This is a genomic window from Pseudomonas carassii (assembly GCF_036324045.1).
Lineage (GTDB): Bacteria > Pseudomonadota > Gammaproteobacteria > Pseudomonadales > Pseudomonadaceae > Aquipseudomonas > Aquipseudomonas peradeniyensis.
The window spans coordinates 92,706-108,987 of the sequence record NZ_JAZDCT010000015.1; the positions used below are offsets into that span (position 1 = coordinate 92,706).

Annotated in this window: 14 protein-coding genes and 1 pseudogene; 9 read left to right on the forward strand and 6 right to left on the reverse strand. The window is 65.9% G+C overall.

The genetic code is table 11. The annotated features are described in order from the left end of the window. Positions 1–192: 192 nt before the first annotated feature. Positions 193–1,146 (forward strand): acetoacetate decarboxylase (ADC), encoded by a 954-nt coding sequence (locus V0R62_RS13385; protein WP_330104081.1) that lies wholly within the window; start codon positions 193–195, stop codon positions 1,144–1,146. Between the two features lie 118 nt (positions 1,147–1,264). On the opposite strand, the gene V0R62_RS13390 is transcribed toward V0R62_RS13385, so the two are convergent. Beyond that, a complete protein-coding gene (locus V0R62_RS13390; RefSeq protein WP_330104055.1) occupies positions 1,265–1,705 on the reverse strand; it encodes a MerR family transcriptional regulator in 441 nt (146 codons plus the stop codon). A 117-nt stretch (positions 1,706–1,822) separates the two neighbouring features. On the opposite strand from V0R62_RS13390, the gene V0R62_RS13395 reads away from it, so the two are divergent. The 8 genes from V0R62_RS13395 (at position 1,823) to V0R62_RS13430 (ending at position 10,709) form a co-directional block, all read left to right on the forward strand. Further along, complete coding sequence (locus tag V0R62_RS13395; protein WP_330104056.1) at positions 1,823–2,653, forward strand: alpha/beta fold hydrolase; 831 nt, start codon at positions 1,823–1,825, stop codon at positions 2,651–2,653. A 382-nt stretch (positions 2,654–3,035) separates the two neighbouring features. Then, complete coding sequence (gene cprA / locus V0R62_RS13400; RefSeq protein WP_330104057.1) at positions 3,036–4,193, forward strand: cationic peptide resistance protein CprA; 1,158 nt, start codon at positions 3,036–3,038, stop codon at positions 4,191–4,193. Positions 4,194–4,566: 373 nt separating this feature from the next. Then, entirely contained in the window at positions 4,567–5,865 is a 1,299-nt protein-coding gene (locus tag V0R62_RS13405) for an NAD(P)/FAD-dependent oxidoreductase (protein ID WP_186714571.1), read from the forward strand. Positions 5,866–5,895: 30 nt separating this feature from the next. Continuing rightward, positions 5,896–6,261: a cupin domain-containing protein gene (locus V0R62_RS13410; protein ID WP_330104058.1), complete on the forward strand. Its 366-nt coding sequence runs from the start codon at positions 5,896–5,898 to the stop codon at positions 6,259–6,261. Between the two features lie 225 nt (positions 6,262–6,486). Continuing rightward, positions 6,487–7,458 carry a helix-turn-helix transcriptional regulator gene (locus V0R62_RS13415; protein WP_330104059.1) on the forward strand — a complete coding sequence of 324 codons (972 nt, stop codon included), beginning with the start codon at positions 6,487–6,489 and terminating at the stop codon, positions 7,456–7,458. A gap of 96 nt (positions 7,459–7,554) precedes the next feature. Next, positions 7,555–8,424 carry a transporter gene (locus tag V0R62_RS13420; RefSeq protein ID WP_330104060.1) on the forward strand — a complete coding sequence of 290 codons (870 nt, stop codon included), beginning with the start codon at positions 7,555–7,557 and terminating at the stop codon, positions 8,422–8,424. Positions 8,425–8,433: 9 nt separating this feature from the next. Then, a complete protein-coding gene (locus V0R62_RS13425) occupies positions 8,434–9,603 on the forward strand; it encodes an MFS transporter (protein WP_330104061.1) in 1,170 nt (389 codons plus the stop codon). Further along, positions 9,600–10,709, forward strand: coding sequence for a class II histone deacetylase (locus tag V0R62_RS13430; protein ID WP_330104062.1), 1,110 nt, complete (start codon positions 9,600–9,602; stop codon positions 10,707–10,709). The genes V0R62_RS13425 and V0R62_RS13430 overlap by 4 nt, the downstream gene beginning before the upstream one ends. Positions 10,710–10,800: 91 nt before the next feature. Here the strand turns inward: V0R62_RS13430 and feaR are convergent, their stop codons facing one another. The 5 genes and pseudogenes from feaR to V0R62_RS13455 form a co-directional block, all read right to left on the reverse strand. Further along, positions 10,801–11,766, reverse strand: coding sequence for a transcriptional regulator FeaR (gene feaR, locus V0R62_RS13435; protein WP_330104063.1), 966 nt, complete (start codon positions 11,764–11,766; stop codon positions 10,801–10,803). Between the two features lie 206 nt (positions 11,767–11,972). After that, the gene (locus V0R62_RS13440) at positions 11,973–12,527 is read right to left on the reverse strand and encodes a DUF3156 family protein (RefSeq protein ID WP_330104064.1); all 555 of its coding nucleotides are present in this window, start codon (positions 12,525–12,527) and stop codon (positions 11,973–11,975) included. After that, the gene (locus tag V0R62_RS13445) at positions 12,508–14,007 is read right to left on the reverse strand and encodes an APC family permease (protein ID WP_110737244.1); all 1,500 of its coding nucleotides are present in this window, start codon (positions 14,005–14,007) and stop codon (positions 12,508–12,510) included. The genes V0R62_RS13440 and V0R62_RS13445 overlap by 20 nt, the downstream gene beginning before the upstream one ends. A gap of 194 nt (positions 14,008–14,201) precedes the next feature. Next, positions 14,202–14,711, reverse strand: a pseudogene (locus V0R62_RS13450) (flavin reductase family protein); the annotation flags it as partial. A 120-nt stretch (positions 14,712–14,831) separates the two neighbouring features. Further along, positions 14,832–16,001, reverse strand: a complete 1,170-nt coding sequence (locus V0R62_RS13455; protein WP_280080828.1) for a p-hydroxyphenylacetate 3-hydroxylase oxygenase component — start codon at positions 15,999–16,001, stop codon at positions 14,832–14,834. Positions 16,002–16,282: the final 281 nt, after the last annotated feature.

Consider the following 16,282-nt stretch of genomic DNA (forward strand, 5'->3'; position numbering starts at 1 on the left):
AAAGTGGCGTTGCGCAGACGTTAGCCTTGAAGTCAACTTTAAGGTCAAGCCCTGAACTGGCGAAAATTTGATCATTGACTCTCAAGTTAGGTTGAACGTTAGGGTGATTACGCAGTGACTGCCTTTACCCACCCCTGGAGATACCGCACCGTGAAACTCGCAAGCGCAACCGCCTTGGCCGGCGCCCTGCTGATGCCCGTCACCCACGCCGCCAATGGCCTCCCTGAACACGCCGAAACCACGCAGATCGACATCGCAGGTCTCTCGGTGCCGGTGCTCAAGGGCGGGCTTTACGACCGATACCGTTCCAACCCGCCGCTGGCCGTGATCCAGGCCGAGGCGCCGGGCATCGACCTGAGCTGGTTCAAGGGCCTGGAGAAGACCCGGGTCGACATGGGCTTTACCTCCTATTCGCCGAACTTCTACTACAGGAACAGCCGCGTCACCGCCGTCTATACCGCCGACCTGGACCGCCTGCGCGCCCTGATGCCCGCCGAAGTGCTGGAACAAGTGCAACCGTTGCAGGTGTGGCCGGGGCGCGGGCTGGTGGCGTTTACCGCCTACACCTACGACTACTGCGACAACGACAGCTACAACGAGATCGCCCTGTCGATCATCACCAGCAAGCCCGGCAAGGCGAACTTGGGGCCCTTCTCCCTGATAGGCCAGTCGATGTCCAAGGATTTCTGGGGTTATGTGCTCAAGCTGCCGGTCAATACCGAGCTGGCGCGGGTGCGCGGCGTGGTGGGCTACAACCTGCCCAAGTGGCTGACCGCGATCGACCGCCGCGAGGATGCGCGGGCGGTGACCTACGACATTGGTGATGCGCAGAGCGGCAAGGTGGATGTGATCTTCAGGGCGAAGAAGCTCGAGGGGCTGTCCGCTGAACCGGGCCTGGTGACCAACAGTTTCACCAACCTCGACCACAAGGGGCAACTGGCCTACGGCTACGCAACCTCGCGCCAGACCCTGCATGCCTCGAGCATGAACGGGGATTCGGCGGAGCTGGTGCTGGGGGACGGCGAGCTGTCACGCTATATCCGCGATCTGCAGCTGGGGCGGATGGTCAAGTACGAGTATGTGCCCGAGTTCCAGAGCGCGTTGTATGCGCCCAGGCCGCTGGCGGCGCTGGCCTCGGGCGACTGAGACGGAACTGACAGTGCTCGATTCCTGTAGGAGCGGGCTTGTCCCGCGATGAGGCCGGCCATGAACATGCAGTGGCATGGCACCGGCCGAGGCCGGTGTTCGCGGGGCAAGCCCGCTCCTACATGTCAGTCGCTCGCCGCGCCTTGTCCTGGGCAAGCTCCTCGCGCAACCGCTCCAGCACCCGCTGCGAGTTGTCCACGCAGGGCATGCCCTCGGGCTTGCTCTCGATCCCCTCGATCACCAGCAGCAACTGCGCCTTGTTGCGCGCCAGGCGCTCCTGCAGCCGCTCGATCTCGTCGACCTTGCGTTTGAGCCCGCCAAGCAGTTCATCATGCTGCCAGCCCTTGGCCTTGGCCGGCAACAACTGGCGGATCTCCTCCAGCGAGAACCCGGCAGCCTGGGCGTTGGTGATCATTTCCAGCACCCACACCGCGTCGGCGTCGTAGTCGCGATAGCCATTGGCCTTGCGCTCGACCGAGCTGATCAGCCCGCTGGCCTCGTAGAAGCGAATGCGCGACGCGGCCAGCCCGGTAAGTTTGGCCAACTCTCCTATTCTCATCCGGCACCTTTGAAATTGCATTGACCTTGAAGCGCACTTTAATCCTAGAGTTGTCCGGTGGCTAGGTAAGCCGTCACCGGCCTGCCCGCTCCACACCCTAGAAACAGGAGAAGCGAAATGGGATACGTCACAAGCAAAGACGGTGTCGAAATCTTCTACAAGGACTGGGGACCACGTAACGCCCAGGTGATCTTCTTCCACCACGGCTGGCCGCTGAGCGCCGACGACTGGGATGCCCAGCTGCTGTTCTTCGTCGCCGAAGGCTATCGCGTGGTCGCCCATGACCGCCGTGGCCACGGCCGTTCGAGCCAGGTCTGGGATGGCCACGACATGAACCACTACGCCGACGATGTGGCCGCCGTGGTCAAGCACCTGGGCGTCGAGGGCGCGATCCACGTCGGCCACTCCACCGGCGGTGGCGAGGTGATCCACTACATGGCCCGCCATCCCGAAGACAAGGTGCCCAAGGCCGCGATCATCGCCGCGGTTCCGCCGCTGATGGTCAAGACCGACAGTAACCCCGGCGGATTGCCCAAGTCGGTGTTCGACGACCTCCAGGCCCAGCTCAAGGCCAACCGGGCGCAGTTCTATCACGATATCCCGGCGGGGCCGTTCTACGGCTACAACCGCCCCGGGGCCAAGGCGGACCAGGGGGTGATCCTCAACTGGTGGCGCCAGGGCATGATGGGCGGTGCCCAGGCGCACTACGACGGCATCGTTGCCTTCTCCCAGACCGACTTCACCGAGTCGCTGAAGAAAGTGACCGTCCCGGTGCTGGTGATGCATGGCGACGACGACCAGATCGTGCCCTACGAGAACTCGGGACCGCTGTCGGCCAAGCTGCTGCCCCAGGGCATCCTGAAGACCTACAAGGGCTACCCCCACGGCATGCCGACCACCCATGCCGACGTGATCAACAAGGACCTGCTGGCATTCTTCCGCAGTTGAGATATCCGTCGGGGGGGGGGGGGCGCCGCGCCCCCGACGAATACTTCATCGAGCAACAACTTTAAAACTTTTTACATATTGCCTACACGCACTTACAGCTGTTCAACACCCATTAAAATACTTTCACCAAAAACCTCCATATCGGCCACAACTGTTAATTGAATTAACAGGCCACGGGCCAGACAATCAAATACCCCTGCCCAGGCAACGCCCTGCGTTCCCTGGGCAGGGTGGCTTCCAACCAACCCGGTACGCCTGCTGTTTCTTGATTCAAGAGGCTGTATGGCTGTGCCCTTGAAACTGCTGTTCGGCCCAACTTCCACAACACTTTTACACCCCGTCACGGGGTGTAATCCGGGCCCGTCATTGACCGAGGAAACCTATGAACACCCCTGCCACCGTCGCGCTCGACGCTGTCCCTTCAACCCAGGAACGTATCCTGCTGACCGGCGCCACAGGTTTTCTCGGGGGCGCCGTCGCCGCCCGGATGATCGCCGAAGGCCATGCCGGCGCTCTGTGCTTCCTGGTCCGCGCCGACAACCCGGCCCAGGGCCTGCAACGCCTGCGTGACAACCTGCGCCAGCATGGCGTCGATGACCGCCAGGGACTGGCGCTGAGCGAGGCGCAGATCATCTGCGGCGACTTCCTCGACACCGCCTGGCTGGCCCGCGAGACCCCGCGGCTGATGCAGATCGACCGGGTGATCAACTGCGCCGCCGTGGCGTCGTTCTCGAAGAACCCCAACATCTGGCCGGTGAACGTCGAGGGCACCTTCGCCTTCGCCCAGGTGCTGAGCCGCTCCGCGCGCCTGAAGCGCTTCCTGCACGTGGGCACCGCCATGTGCTGCGGCCCGCAGCGGGAGTCGCCGATCAGCGAGTCCTGGGAGTTCCCCGAGGCCGCCCAGCAACTGGTGGACTACACCGCCTCGAAAGCGGAGATCGAGCGACGCCTGCGTGAGGAGCTGCCCGCCCTGCCCCTGGTGGTGGCGCGACCGTCCATTGTGGTCGGCCACCGCAGCCTGGGTTGCCAGGCGTCGGGCAGCATCTTCTGGGTGTTCCGCATGGGCTTCGCCCTGGAAAGCTTCACCTGTGGCCTGGACGAACAGATCGACGTGATCCCGGTGGACTATTGCGCCGAAGCGCTGATCGGCCTGGCCCTCAAGCCGCGCCTGGGTCATGACCTGTACCACATCTCCGCCGGCCATCACTCGGCCTGCACCTTCGCCGAGATCGACGAAGCCTTCGCCCTGGCCAATGGCGCGCAACCGGTGGGCGAGCGCTACCGCAAGGTCGATGTCGACGACCTGAAGTCGCTGGCCAGCCGCTTCGAAACCCGCATCGGCCCGGCCAACCCGCGCCTGGTGCTGCGCGCACTGCGCCTGTACAGCGGCTTCGCCGACCTCAACTACCTGTTCGACAACAGCCGGTTGCTGGAAGAAGGCATCGCCGTGCCGCCACGTTTCACCGACTACCTGGACGTGTGCGTCAGGTCGTCCAGCGGCGTGAGCATCGCCACGCAGATGCAGTGGGATTTCAAGTAAGCGCCATTCGCCATCCCTGTAGGAGCGGCCTCGTGCCGCGAAAGGACCGCGCAGCGGTCCCAGCGATTTCTGCCTCCACTTGAGATCTCGGGGCCGCTATGCGGCCCTTTCGCGGCACGAGGCCGCTCCTACAGGGAGAGCAGCCGCTGGCGGTGATTTACTTAACATATTCATGAGGCGCATGATCACCGCACCTCCTGTGGAGGTCATGCTGCCGCCGTATGCCTTTCGAGATGGAATCCCTGGCAGCCTGAAGCAAAACCCTGGCAGCCCCAGGCAAGACACCTACCTGTCGTTAGGTGCTCAATGCCTGCAACCGCCAGCGCTTGTGCAAGCCCTGCTGTCCAACAATTCCAACTGTCCAGGCTGCGCCATGATCAACATCGAAACGCCCACGTACTACACCGCCACCAAGAAATACAACCTGAGCTTCCCCACCCTGGAAAGCGACATCGACGCCGATGTGGTGGTGATCGGCGGCGGCTTCTCGGGCATCAACACCGCCCTGGAACTGGCCGAGAAAGGCATCACCAACGTCGTCGTGCTCGAGGCGCGCTACCTGGGCTTCGGCGGCACCGGCCGCAATGGCGGGCAGATCATGGCCGGCATCGGCCACGACCTGGAGAAGATCAAGGGCAGCGTTGGCGAGAAAGGCCTGCGCGAGATCTTCGAGATCAGCGAACTGGGTGCCGGCATCATCAAGGACCGCATCGCCCGCTACCAGATCGACGCCGACTTCTGCCACGGCTACGGCTACATGGGCTTCAACGCCCGTCAGGAAAAAACCCTGCGCGCCTGGGAAAAAGACTTCAAGGCGATCAACGGCAAGGACGAGATCCGCTTCCTCGGCGGCTCGGAAGTCAAGCAGATCATCGGCTCCGACGCCTACAGCAGCGCCCTGCTGCACATGGGCGGCGGTCACGTGCATTCGCTGAACCTGCTGCTTGGCGAAGCCCAGGCCCTGGTCGGCCACGGCGCGCGGATCTTCGAGCACAGCCCGGCCCTGGAGGTGCACTACGGCGAGCGGATCACCGTGCGCACCGGACGCGGCTCGGTCAAGGCCAACAAGCTGCTGTGGGCCTGTGACAGCTTCCTCAACAAGCTCGAACCCGAGCTGCATGCGCGCACCGTCAACACCTACGCCTTCCAGCTGATGACCGAACCGCTGTCGGACGAACTCATCCAGCGCATCAGCCCGATTCGCGGAGCCTACAGCGATATCCGCCCGGTAATCGACTACTACCGCGTCACCCGCGAGAACCGCCTGCTGTTCGGCGCCGCCACCCCGTTCGTGGAACACATCCCGAAGGACCTGAAGGCCTGGAACCGCAACCTGATGCTGAAGATCTTCCCCTACCTCAAGGACGTGCGCATCGACCTGGCCTGGGGCGGACCGATGGCCACCAGCGCCAACCTGTTCCCGCAGATCGGCACCCTGAGCAACCGCCCCAACGCTTTCTACGTGCAGGGCTATTCGGGCTTTGGCGTCACCCCCAGCCACATCATCTGCAAGATCCTCGCCGAAGGCATGAGCGAAGGCTCCAGCCGCTACGACCTGATCAGCTCGGTCAAGCATGCGCGCATCCTCGGCAAGGACCATATCCGCCCGCTGCTGCTGACCGCCGGCAAGACCGTGCATCAGCTGTCGGGCTTCTTCAACGGCCGCCGTTGATTCCTTTTGAACAAGACCAGGAGAACCACCATGACCCTCACCGCCGTCCGCCAGGGTGTGCAACTGTCCGAACTTGACGCCTGGGGCACCGTTGCCGACCTGGGTTCGACCATCCTCGAAGGCGAAGTCAAGTGCTACGGCAAGATGACCCACGGCGCCCCCACCGACCCGGTCAGCAGCGCCTACTTCGGCACCACCCAAGGCAAGTTCCGCATGGTCTATCCGTTCAGCGAGCAGGCGGTGATCGTGACCGGCGAGATCCAGCTGACCGATGAATCCACCGGTCTGGTGACGCGCTACAAGGCAGGCGATGCCTGGTTCGTGACCAAGGGCACGCCGGTGCTGTGGGAGGTGCTGAGCGAGACCTTTGTGAAGCATTACCTGGCCGTCGCCTGACACCACGCGCCCCCTGTGGGAGCGGGTTTACCCGCGAATCAGGCGCCGCGATGCCTGGCACCCGCTGCGCGGGTGATCGCGGGTGAACCCGCTCCCACAGGGCTCAATGCGACTGCGCAGCAGTCCCCGCATCCTGCATCTGCAGGATGGTCTTCCCCCTCCCCACTTGGCGATACTCCCCCCAGGCCCTGACAACAACAAGAACGTCGCAGCCAGGTACCGCCCATGTCCGATTTCCTTGCGTCCCCCGGCTTCACGCTGTTCAACGCCCTGGTCCTGGAACTGCAGCGCCTGGCCCAGGAACAGCCGCTGCAAAGCTTCCATGACCGCATGCTCGAACGCGCCGGCGAGCTGATCCCGTTCGACAAGGCCTGGTGGGGCCGCGCCGCACTGGTGGACGGCTTGCCCCACGAACACAGCAGCCATGTCTTCAGGCTGCCACCTGGCTACGTGCAGGACTGGCAGTCGATTCGCCACCAGGACATCACCGTGCAGCAGGTGCACGCCCAGCCGGGCCGCTCGGTGATCGTCGACAGCCAGGCCGATAACGCCCCCGAGGGCCTGCGCTGGCTCGGTGCCCGCCACGGTTTCGGCGAGTTCCTGTGCATCATCCATATCGACCCGCAAACCCGCCTCAGCGTGCACCTGACCCTCTACCGGGTTCACGGCGCGGCCAGCTTCACCGCCCACGAGCGCTTGCTGCTCGATCACCTGATGCCGCACCTGGTGGCCGCCGAAGGCGCCAACCAGATCCGCGCCCTGGTGGCACTGCGCGAGGCGCTGGACGGCGCCAACACCCTGTCGCTGGCCGTCTGCGACCGCCAGGGCACCCTGCACCACGCCGAACGCGGCTTCGTCGAGCGCCTGCTGCTGGAATGGCCGCGCTGGAGCGGCCCACACCTGCCGGCCGAGGTCAGCCCCGCGAGCTACCGTGGCCAGCACCTGCAACTGGACGCCACCGCCGTGGGCGACCTGTTCCTGCTGGCCGCCCGGCCCCGTTCGGCCCTGGCCCAGCTCAGCGCCCGCGAGGCGGATGTGGCCGAACGCTTCGGCGGCGGCGGCACCTACAAGCAGATCGCCCGCGAACTGGGCGTGGCGCCCAATACCGTGCGCCACCACATCCGTAGCATCTACAGCAAGCTGGGCGTGAACAGCAAGGCCGGGATTACCCAGCTGCTGCATCACCCACCGCTCTGACACCTTCCTGACGCCCTCCAGCCCGCCGGCCTTGTCGGCGGGGTTGGGGCGCCTTTGCCCGCTGTTCGCCAACCACAACAACAAAGGAACACGCCCATGCCCGACCCTCGCAGCCGCTGGCTACCCTTGGCCCTCACCCTGGCCGGCGCCCATGTCCAGGCCGCCGACCTCAATGCCCGCGATTTCGTCAGCGCCCCGGTGGGCACCAGCCTGGGGGTCGCGTACCTGCCGCTGACCCGCGCCAACGACTACCATGGCGCCGCCGACGGCAACGGCAAGGCCGACCTGTCGGTCAACGCCTTCGCCTATCGCCAGTTGTGGTTCAGCGACATCTGCGGCACGTTGTGCACGCCGCAGTTCATCGTGCCCTACGTAGACACCGAGGCGCGTCTGCCGGGTAGCGACGGCCACACCCGCGAGCGCGGCATCGGCGATCCGCAGGTCGGTGGCACGCTGTTCTTCATCAACGATCCGCAAAACCGTACCTACAGCGGGCTGCTGGCATTGCTCAGCGTGCCGGTCGGCGAGTACCACGCCAGCAACCCCGGCGTATCGCCCGGCGCCAACCGCTGGGCGCTGCACCTGAACTACAACTACACCCAGGGCGTGGGCGAACGCTGGCTGCTCGAGGCCAACCTCGAAGCCCAGCTGTACGGCCGCAACGACGACTACTTCGACAGCGAGCTCAAGCAGAAGCCGCTGTACCGCCTGCAGGCCTTCGCCTCCTACGACTTCACCCCCACCACCTACGGCGCCCTGCGCCTGATCCACGCCGACGGCGGCGAACTGGAGCTCGATGGCCGGCGCCTGGACGACAGCCACCAGCGCTACACCCATGTCGGCTTCGAGCTCGGCCATTGGCTCGACCGGCGCAACCAGGTGCTGCTCGGCCTGACCCGCAATGTCGCCACCGACAACGCCTACGCCCAGGACAACCTGCTGCTGCGCTTCGTCCACGTCTTCTGAGGAATCGTCATGCCTGTGTTCACTGCTATCGGCCTGCCGCCGCTGCGGCTGCTGGCCATCGTGCTGTTCGCCGCCGTGGTGCCCTGCGTGCTGATGACCGCGCCGGCGGTCGCCGGCCAGTACGCCGCCCAGCTGGGCCTCGGGCCGGCGCGTGTCGGCCAGCTGTTTTCCGCGGAGCTGGCGGCCATGAGCCTGGCCACCCTGCCCGCCTACTACTGGCAACCCCGCTGGGACTGGCGTCGGGTGGCGCGAGGCGCGGCGCTGCTGTTCATCCTGGCCAACCTGGCGTCGGCCGGCTGCGACAGCTACCTGGCGCTGATGGCCCTGCGCGTGCTCAGCGCCCTGGCCGGCGGCACGCTGATGGTGGTGTGCATCGCCAGCGCGGCCAGCAGCCGGCAGCCCGATCGGGTGTATGGGCTGTGGGTCAGCGGCCAGTTGATCCTCGGCGCCGTGGGCTTGTGGCTGCTGCCGCCGCTGTTCGGGTCATTCGGGCTCAAGGCCCTGTACCTGGGCCTGGCGCTGCTGATGCTGCTGTGCCTGCCGCTGGCAGGCGCCTTCCCGGCGTCGGCCACACCCGGCCCGATGAAACCTGCGCACGACCCACTCGAACGCCGCTGGCTCCCGGGCCTCTGCGGCCTGCTGGCGGTACTGCTGTTCTACACAGGGCTCAGCGCGGTGTGGACCTTCATCGGCAGTATCGCCGCCAGCGCGGCGATCGACCCGGGCAGCAGTGGCCGGATCCTGTCCATCGCCACCCTGATGGGAATCGCCGGCTCGCTTTGCGCCACGCTGATCGGCCCACGCTGGCCGCGCAACCTGCCTCTGGCCTTGGGCATCGGCCTGATGGCGCTGGCCGTCGCCCTGCTGCTGGGCAGCCCCGACCTGCGCCGTTTCGCCCTGGCCGCGCTGCTGTTCAAGTACTGCTGGACCTTCGCCCTGCCATTCATCCTCGCCTGCCTGGCCGACCACGACCGCGCCGGGCGCCTGATGAACAGCGCCAACCTGGTCATCGGTGGCGGCCTGGCCCTGGGCCCGGCCATCGCCGGCCCCCTGCTCGAGTCGCGCCACGGCATGCCCGCCGTGCTGCTCGGCAGCATCGGCTGCCTGCTGCTGGCGTTCATCAGCCTGATGCTCGCCCGCCTTCCCCGTTCCCCGCTCACCACTGGAGTCCACCCATGAGCCGCCGTACCGCGTTTTTCTCCGATGAACTGTGCTTCTGGCACAGCGCCGGGCTGCATGCCCTCACCTTGCCGGTCGGCGGTTGGGTGCAGCCCCCTGCCGCCGCGGGCTTCGCCGAGTCGCCGGAAACCAAGCGACGCCTGAAGAACCTGCTGGAAGTCTCGGGCCTGTCGCGCCAGTTGCTGCAGCGTGGCGCCGAAGCCGCCAGCGACGCCGACCTGCTGCGCGTGCACCCGGCGCATTACCTGGCGCGCTTCAAGGCGCTGAGCGATGCCGGCGGCGGCGAACTGGGGCTGCAGGCGCCGATCGGCCCGGGCACCTTCGAGATCGCCAGGCTCTCCGCCGGCCTGGCCATCGCCGCCGTCGACGCGGTACTGCGCGGCGAAGCCGACAATGCCTACGCGCTGTCGCGCCCGCCGGGGCACCACTGCCTGGCCGACCAGGCCATGGGCTTCTGCTTCCTGGCCAACATCCCCATCGCCATCGAGACGGCCAAGGCACGCCACGGCCTGGGACGGGTGGCGGTGATCGACTGGGACGTGCACCACGGCAACGGCACCCAGTCGATTTATGCCCAGCGCGGTGACGTGCTGACCGTGTCCCTGCACCAGGAACACTGCTACCCGCCGGGCTACAGCGGCGCCGATGAGCGCGGCGTGGGCGATGGCGAGGGCTGCAACCTGAACATTCCGTTGCCGGCCGGTACCGGGCATGCGGGGTACCTGCAGGCAATGGAGCAGATCGTGTTGCCGGCATTGCAGCGCTTCCAGCCGGAACTGATCGTGGTGGCCTGCGGCTACGACGCTAACGCGGTCGATCCGCTGGCGCGGATGCTGCTGCACAGCGAGTCGTTCCGGGTCATGACGCGGATGCTGCGCGAGGCCGCCGAGCAGCTGTGCTCAGGGCGATTGGTGATGGTGCACGAGGGTGGGTATGCCGAGGCGTATGTGCCGTTCTGCGGGTTGGCGGTGATGGAGGAGTTGGTGGGGGTGAGGACAGCGGTGGAGGACCCGATGCTGGCATTCATCGAGTTGCAGCAGCCGGGGGCGGAGCATGGGTGTTTTGTGGCGCAGTACGTAGAAGGGCTGCGAGCGCGTCTGGTCTGACTGCATCATCGCGGGCAAGCCGCATCGGCGCACCGCCGCTCCCACAGGTTCGATGAGTATCTTGTCGGTGCGGGCTTGCCCCGCGATGTCCTTACCGCCCAGGCATCAGAGCCATCGCCCGGAAATCCTTCGGCGACTGCTCGAAGTGCTTCTTGAATGCCCGGCTGAAATGCGCCGAATCGGTGAACCCCCACTTGTAGGCGATCGAGGTGATCGACTCGCGCTTGAGGAACGGGTTGGACAGGTCGTCCGCGCTACGCTTGAGCCGTGAGCGCTGGATGTAGCGGCAGACGCTGTCGCCCTCCTCCTCGAACAGGCGGTACAGGTGGCGCACCGAGATGCTCAGGCGCTCGGCCAGGTTGGCCGGGGTCAGGCCCGGCTGGCCCAGCGATTCGTCGATCACCTTCTGCACGTAGCCGCGCAGGCTGGCGCCGCTGAGCCCGGCGAGCGACCCGGGATTGTCGTCAGCGCGCTCGAAACCCGGCTCCAGCAAGGCGATGAACGCCGCCTGCAATGCCTCGCCCTGGGTTTCCCCGGCCTCGTCGCCCTCGCGGCGCAGCTGGTCCATCAGCAGGTGCAGCATGCGCCCGCAGGCATTGGTCGAGGAAATCTTGCCGAAGGTCGCGCCCTGCCCAGTCACGTGCTTGCGCACCTGCTCGCGGGACAGCGACAACGAGACATGCTCGATCAGGCCGAACGGGGTGATCTCGCACGGGCCCACCGAGTCCATCAGCAGCAGTTCTCCGGGCGACAGCTGGATGCTCACGCCGTCCTGGGTGATCTGCGAGTAACCCATGCGTTGGCTGACCAGGAAGCAATGCTGGTCGTCGTCGCGGTCGGGGTTGTCGCCCAGACGGCGGATAGTGCCGGCGTTGGTGCGCAGGTTGGCCAGGGCCAGGCCGGCGCGGTTGTAGGTCGAGATCTCGCCGATGAACAGCGAGCGATTGAAGGCCAGTTCGGTCTGGAACCGGCCGCAGACCTTCTGCATGGCCGTGGTCCAGCGCTCCAGGCCGTCCAAGGCGGGTCTGGCGTTGCACTGAGTGACGGGCTGGGGCATGGCAACCTCCACACGCGGGCGTTGTTGTTATGCGCTAATTGTTAACATGTTATCAATGAGCATACAACTGTCATTGTTCGCGAGGGCTTGAAGAGGGTGGGAACGCTTCGCGCTCCTTTCGCGGCACAAGGCCGCTCCTACAGACGATCGCGTCCTCCTTTAGGAGCGGCCTTGTGCCGCGAAAGGGGCGCGAAGCGACCCCAGGTTCAAAGATCGCGAAGCATGCGCTCCAACGCATCGAATGCCTGCCAGAGATGCTTGCGCTGTTCAACGTCGAGGGGAATGTAGCGACGCAAGGCGGGCATCCGGTTGACCACTTCGCTGGCGCCCATATGTTCCAGGGTTACCTGCCATTGGCCGTCCTGGCAATCGATGGTCAGGCGCTTGAAATCCAGGGGCATCAGGATGGCATGAAGTGCTGCGAAGCGGATCTCGAGCGCCTCGAACAGAGCCCGGTCGCCGCCCCGCAGACGGCAGGCTACGCCAGTACGACGCAGCGCACCGGTATGGTGCACCTCAGTCCGCAACGTACCCTGACCACAGGCAGGCACGCGCAGGATGAACTCGCACATCACCAGGTGCATCAGCAGGTGGCTTTCGGTGCGCTCACGCACCTCGATAGCTGGGCCATCCTCACGGTAGGTAAAGCTACGCACATCCGCCAATCCCAGGTTTTGCCTAAGCCGCGCCAAGGTCGCCCCCGGCCGATAACCGGCCGGAGCACGCGGCCCGGTCAGGCGCTCAAGCCAGCTTGCCGACATGCTGCACCTGCTCGTTATGAGAATGACCGGGCTCGGCGGCGAACTCCTTCTCCAGCACGTCCTCGACCCGCGCCGGGCGGAACGGGTTGACCTTCTGCACGCACAGCGTCCAGAACAGCGCGTAGGCCGCGGTGGCGCCGAGCATCACGGCGAACGGCACGTAGACATCGGCCGGGTTCATGCCCGGTGGGGTGATGAACCACATGCCCAGCAGGATACCGATGCTGGAGACGATCTGCGGCAGCGGGAACAACGGCGAACGGTAGGCGCGCGGCAGGTCCGGGCGGCGGATGCGCAGGATCACCACCGACAGGGTCACCAGCAGGTACGCGGTGCTCCAGGCGCACACCGCCGCCAGCACCAGGTGCAGGATATTGTCGGTGTTGCCACCCAGGTACCAGGCGTGCAGGCACGGGATCAGCGCCACCACCAGGATGCACAGCAACGGCGTCTTGAACCGCGGGTGCAGGTAGGTGAACACCTTGGGCAGCGCCCCGTCCACCGCCATGCCGTAGAGAATCCGAGGCACCCCGGCCATCAGCGTGTTGATGGTGGCGGCGCCGGCGAACAGGAAGCCGATGCCCAGCCACACCGGGCCGATATCGCCCATCACCTGCTCGGCGAAACGCGGGATGGCCATGGGCGTGTCCAGCAGGTGCACGCCGCTGGCGGCGTCGAGCACGACGTTCTCCACCTGGCGCTTCATCGCCGCGCCGTAGATGAACATGCAGCTGGCCACGCCGAACAGCCCCAGGGCCATGGCCTTGGGCATGACCCAGGCCGAGCGGCGCAGTTCCGGGGCCAGCGGGGTGACGAATTCGCAGCCGACGAACATGAACATGGCCATGCCCACCAGCGACAGGATGGTCATCAGGTCGGTGCCGACCAGCGACACGCCGAACGGCCCGTCCAGCTCCACGGCGGGCGCTGCGATCAGGCCAAGCACGCCGAACACCATCAGCGTGGTCCACATGCCGAAGGTCAGCACCACTTCGGCGCGGCCGAAGGCGCTCACGCCGAAAGCGTTGAGCACGCCGAACACCAGCACGAAGCCCACGCCCAGCAACCACGAACCACCGGCCGACTCGGCCAGGGTGTTGAGGTGCTCGAAGTTCACCAGGGCCATGACCCCGGAGAGGATGGTCTCGGCGGTGCCGGCGAACACATGCACGATCAGGTACGCCGACAGGGTGCCGGTGATGGCGAAGAAACGGCCCAGGCCGCAATTGATGTAGTCGTAGACGGAGCCAGTGGTCGGAAGGATCGCCGCCGCCTCGGCGAAGGTGGTCGACTGCGCCAGCATCATCACCGCGGCGATCACCATGGCCACGGCGAAGGCGCTGCCGCCGATGCCGAAGCCCATGGTCGCGGTGAGGATCACGGGGCTGGCCATGATCAGGCCGACGGTGCTGGCCAGCGCGGTGGGGAAGCCGACGCTGCCACGGTTGAGGTGCTCGGTGAGCTTATTGTTGATTGTCATGGGTGGGCCCTGGGTGGACGAGGGAAAGATGACCGCTTGCCCGGCGCGCCGCAAGTGCTGGCGATCACCGGGTCTTCCCTGTCACTTTGCGGCCTGCACCCGGGCGGGTCTTGCCACTGCCTGCCGCGGGGCTTGATCCGTGTTGCCAGGTGCTTGGCGCTGCAACGCTTGCGTCGAACACTCCAAGACCGCTACCCCTGCACGCGACGATCCATCACCCCATGCGGCAGAACCCTGGAATACCCACCCTGGTGATAAAGCAGCGGTGAATGCCCCAGGTCGTCGAACGCCAGCACCCGCCCAATGAGAATCCAGTGATCACCGCCATCGATCTGCTGGAACTTCTCGCAGCGAAAACGCGCCGAGCAGCCCGGCAACAGGGGGGCGCCGCCCTCGCCGGTCTCATGCTCGATACCGGCGAAGCGGTCTTCGCTGGGGCGAGCGAAGGTGTTGGACAGGTCGATCTGGTCGGCGGCCAGCACGTTCACCGCGAAGTGCCCGGCGGCCTCGAACACCGCATGGCTGCCAGAGCGCTTGTCGATGCTCCAGAGCACCAGCGGCGGGTCGAGGGATACCGAGTTGAAGCTGTTGGCGGTGACACCAACCTTGCGCCCCGAGGCGTCGGCGGCGGTGATCACGGTGACGCCGGTGGCGAAGTTGCCCAGGGCGCGGCGGAAGGCGCGGCTATCGAAGGGAGTGGACATGCAAGGCTCCATCATTGTTGTTGGGCTGAGTCGGTTTATGGGCGCGGGCTTGCCTGGTAGAGCGCTATCGCGGGGCAAGCCCGCGCCCACGTTGTTCCGGCCATGTTCGTCGGCTGAAGCTCAGGTCATCGCCGGATCCGGCTCCAGCCCCATCAGCTCGCGCCCGAGGATCTGCGCGCAGACGTCGTAGTCGGTGTAGGCATGCGCGCCGGTCATGTGCGCATCGCGGAACAGCCGCTGCAGCTCGTTGCCGTCAAACCAGGCGCCGCCGCCAGCCGCCTCCATCAGCCGATCTACGGCCTGGATGCACAGCTTGACCGCGTAGCCCTGGTTGGTGCGCCAGTACGTAAGCTCGGTGCGCGTCGGGTATTGGTGCCGGGCGCTGTACTCGGCGATCTGCTCCCAGCTCTTTTCCAGCAGCGCCCGCGCCGCGGCGACCTGGTGGGTGGACTCGGCAAGGCGCATCAGCGCCGGGGTGGCCGCGCCGACGGCGGCACCGGTGTAGGCGCGCACGCGGTTGCGGGTCTTGTCCCTGAACACCTCGAGCATGCGCTCGGCGATGCCCAGGCTGACCGTGGAGAACCCGCTGGCGAAGTACGGCCGGTACGGGTTGAAGTAGATCGCGCTGTCCGGGTACAACCCGAAGCCCGCCGACTGGCCCTCCATCATGTCCCTGGCCTTCTGGATACGGTGTTCGGGCACGAAGGCGCGCTCGACGATCAGCGTGCGGCTGCCACTGGCGCGCATGCCGGCGGCGAACCAGTCGTCGCGGATCTGGTAGTCACTGCGCGGCAGGACGGCGAAGCAATAGTCCTGACCGCCCTCGGGGTTGGCCCGGCGAAAGCCCATGATCGCCCACTCGGCGTGGTCGCAGCCGCTGCTCCAGCCCATCTCGCCGCTGAACAGCACGCCGCCCTCGACCTCCTCGGTACGGCCGAACGGCGCGATGCTGCTGCTGGCGGTGGCGTCCGAATCACGGCCCCAGATCTCGTCCTGCAAGCGTGCCGGGAACATCGCCAGCTGATGGCTGTGGGTACACAGCAGGCTCATCGCCCAGGCGGTGCTGGCGCAGGCACCGGCCAGAGCGGCGATGCATTCGGCGAACTGCGGCAGGCTGATTTCCAGGCCGCCGTAATGCCTGGGCAGGAAGGCCTTGTGCAGGCCGATGGCCTTGAGCGCGGCGATGTTCTCGGCGGGCACGCTGCGCTCGCGCTCGGCCTGGTCGGCGCGGGCAGCGATGGCCGGCAGCAGGGGTTTGAGGTCTTCGAGCAGGGAGTTTGGCTTTTTCATGGTCTGGCTCATTGTTATTGGACCCTGGCGAACGCTGCCTGGAAGGGGCCGCTCGCTGATGAATGCCGGGTCAGTATGGGAGCCGTGGCCGAGGCGGAAAATGCAACTTCCGCAGCTCGGATTGCACTTTTCGTGGCGCCTGGCAGGCAGGGTCATGGGGGCGGCATGGGCAGACAAGAAGCACGGGGCTGCGCGTCGTAACCTGCAACAAACCAGTGCCGCAGAAGCGCCGTAAATCCCTGTCGGAGCGGGCTTGCACCCGCGATCACCGGCAAAGCCGG

Bases quoted from the DNA above. Each gene is read 5' to 3' on its own strand.
- V0R62_RS13385 (WP_330104081.1), top strand. From the start codon at position 193: ATGCCCGTCACCCACGCCGCCAATGGCCTCCCTGAACACGCCGAAACC.
- V0R62_RS13390 (WP_330104055.1), bottom strand. From the start codon at position 1,705: ATGAGAATAGGAGAGTTGGCCAAACTTACCGGGCTGGCCGCGTCGCGC.
- V0R62_RS13395 (WP_330104056.1), top strand. From the start codon at position 1,823: ATGGGATACGTCACAAGCAAAGACGGTGTCGAAATCTTCTACAAGGAC.
- cprA (WP_330104057.1), top strand. From the start codon at position 3,036: ATGAACACCCCTGCCACCGTCGCGCTCGACGCTGTCCCTTCAACCCAG.
- V0R62_RS13405 (WP_186714571.1), top strand. From the start codon at position 4,567: ATGATCAACATCGAAACGCCCACGTACTACACCGCCACCAAGAAATAC.
- V0R62_RS13410 (WP_330104058.1), top strand. From the start codon at position 5,896: ATGACCCTCACCGCCGTCCGCCAGGGTGTGCAACTGTCCGAACTTGAC.
- V0R62_RS13415 (WP_330104059.1), top strand. From the start codon at position 6,487: ATGTCCGATTTCCTTGCGTCCCCCGGCTTCACGCTGTTCAACGCCCTG.
- V0R62_RS13420 (WP_330104060.1), top strand. From the start codon at position 7,555: ATGCCCGACCCTCGCAGCCGCTGGCTACCCTTGGCCCTCACCCTGGCC.
- V0R62_RS13425 (WP_330104061.1), top strand. From the start codon at position 8,434: ATGCCTGTGTTCACTGCTATCGGCCTGCCGCCGCTGCGGCTGCTGGCC.
- V0R62_RS13430 (WP_330104062.1), top strand. From the start codon at position 9,600: ATGAGCCGCCGTACCGCGTTTTTCTCCGATGAACTGTGCTTCTGGCAC.
- feaR (WP_330104063.1), bottom strand. From the start codon at position 11,766: ATGCCCCAGCCCGTCACTCAGTGCAACGCCAGACCCGCCTTGGACGGC.
- V0R62_RS13440 (WP_330104064.1), bottom strand. From the start codon at position 12,527: ATGTCGGCAAGCTGGCTTGAGCGCCTGACCGGGCCGCGTGCTCCGGCC.
- V0R62_RS13445 (WP_110737244.1), bottom strand. From the start codon at position 14,007: ATGACAATCAACAATAAGCTCACCGAGCACCTCAACCGTGGCAGCGTC.
- V0R62_RS13455 (WP_280080828.1), bottom strand. From the start codon at position 16,001: ATGAAAAAGCCAAACTCCCTGCTCGAAGACCTCAAACCCCTGCTGCCG.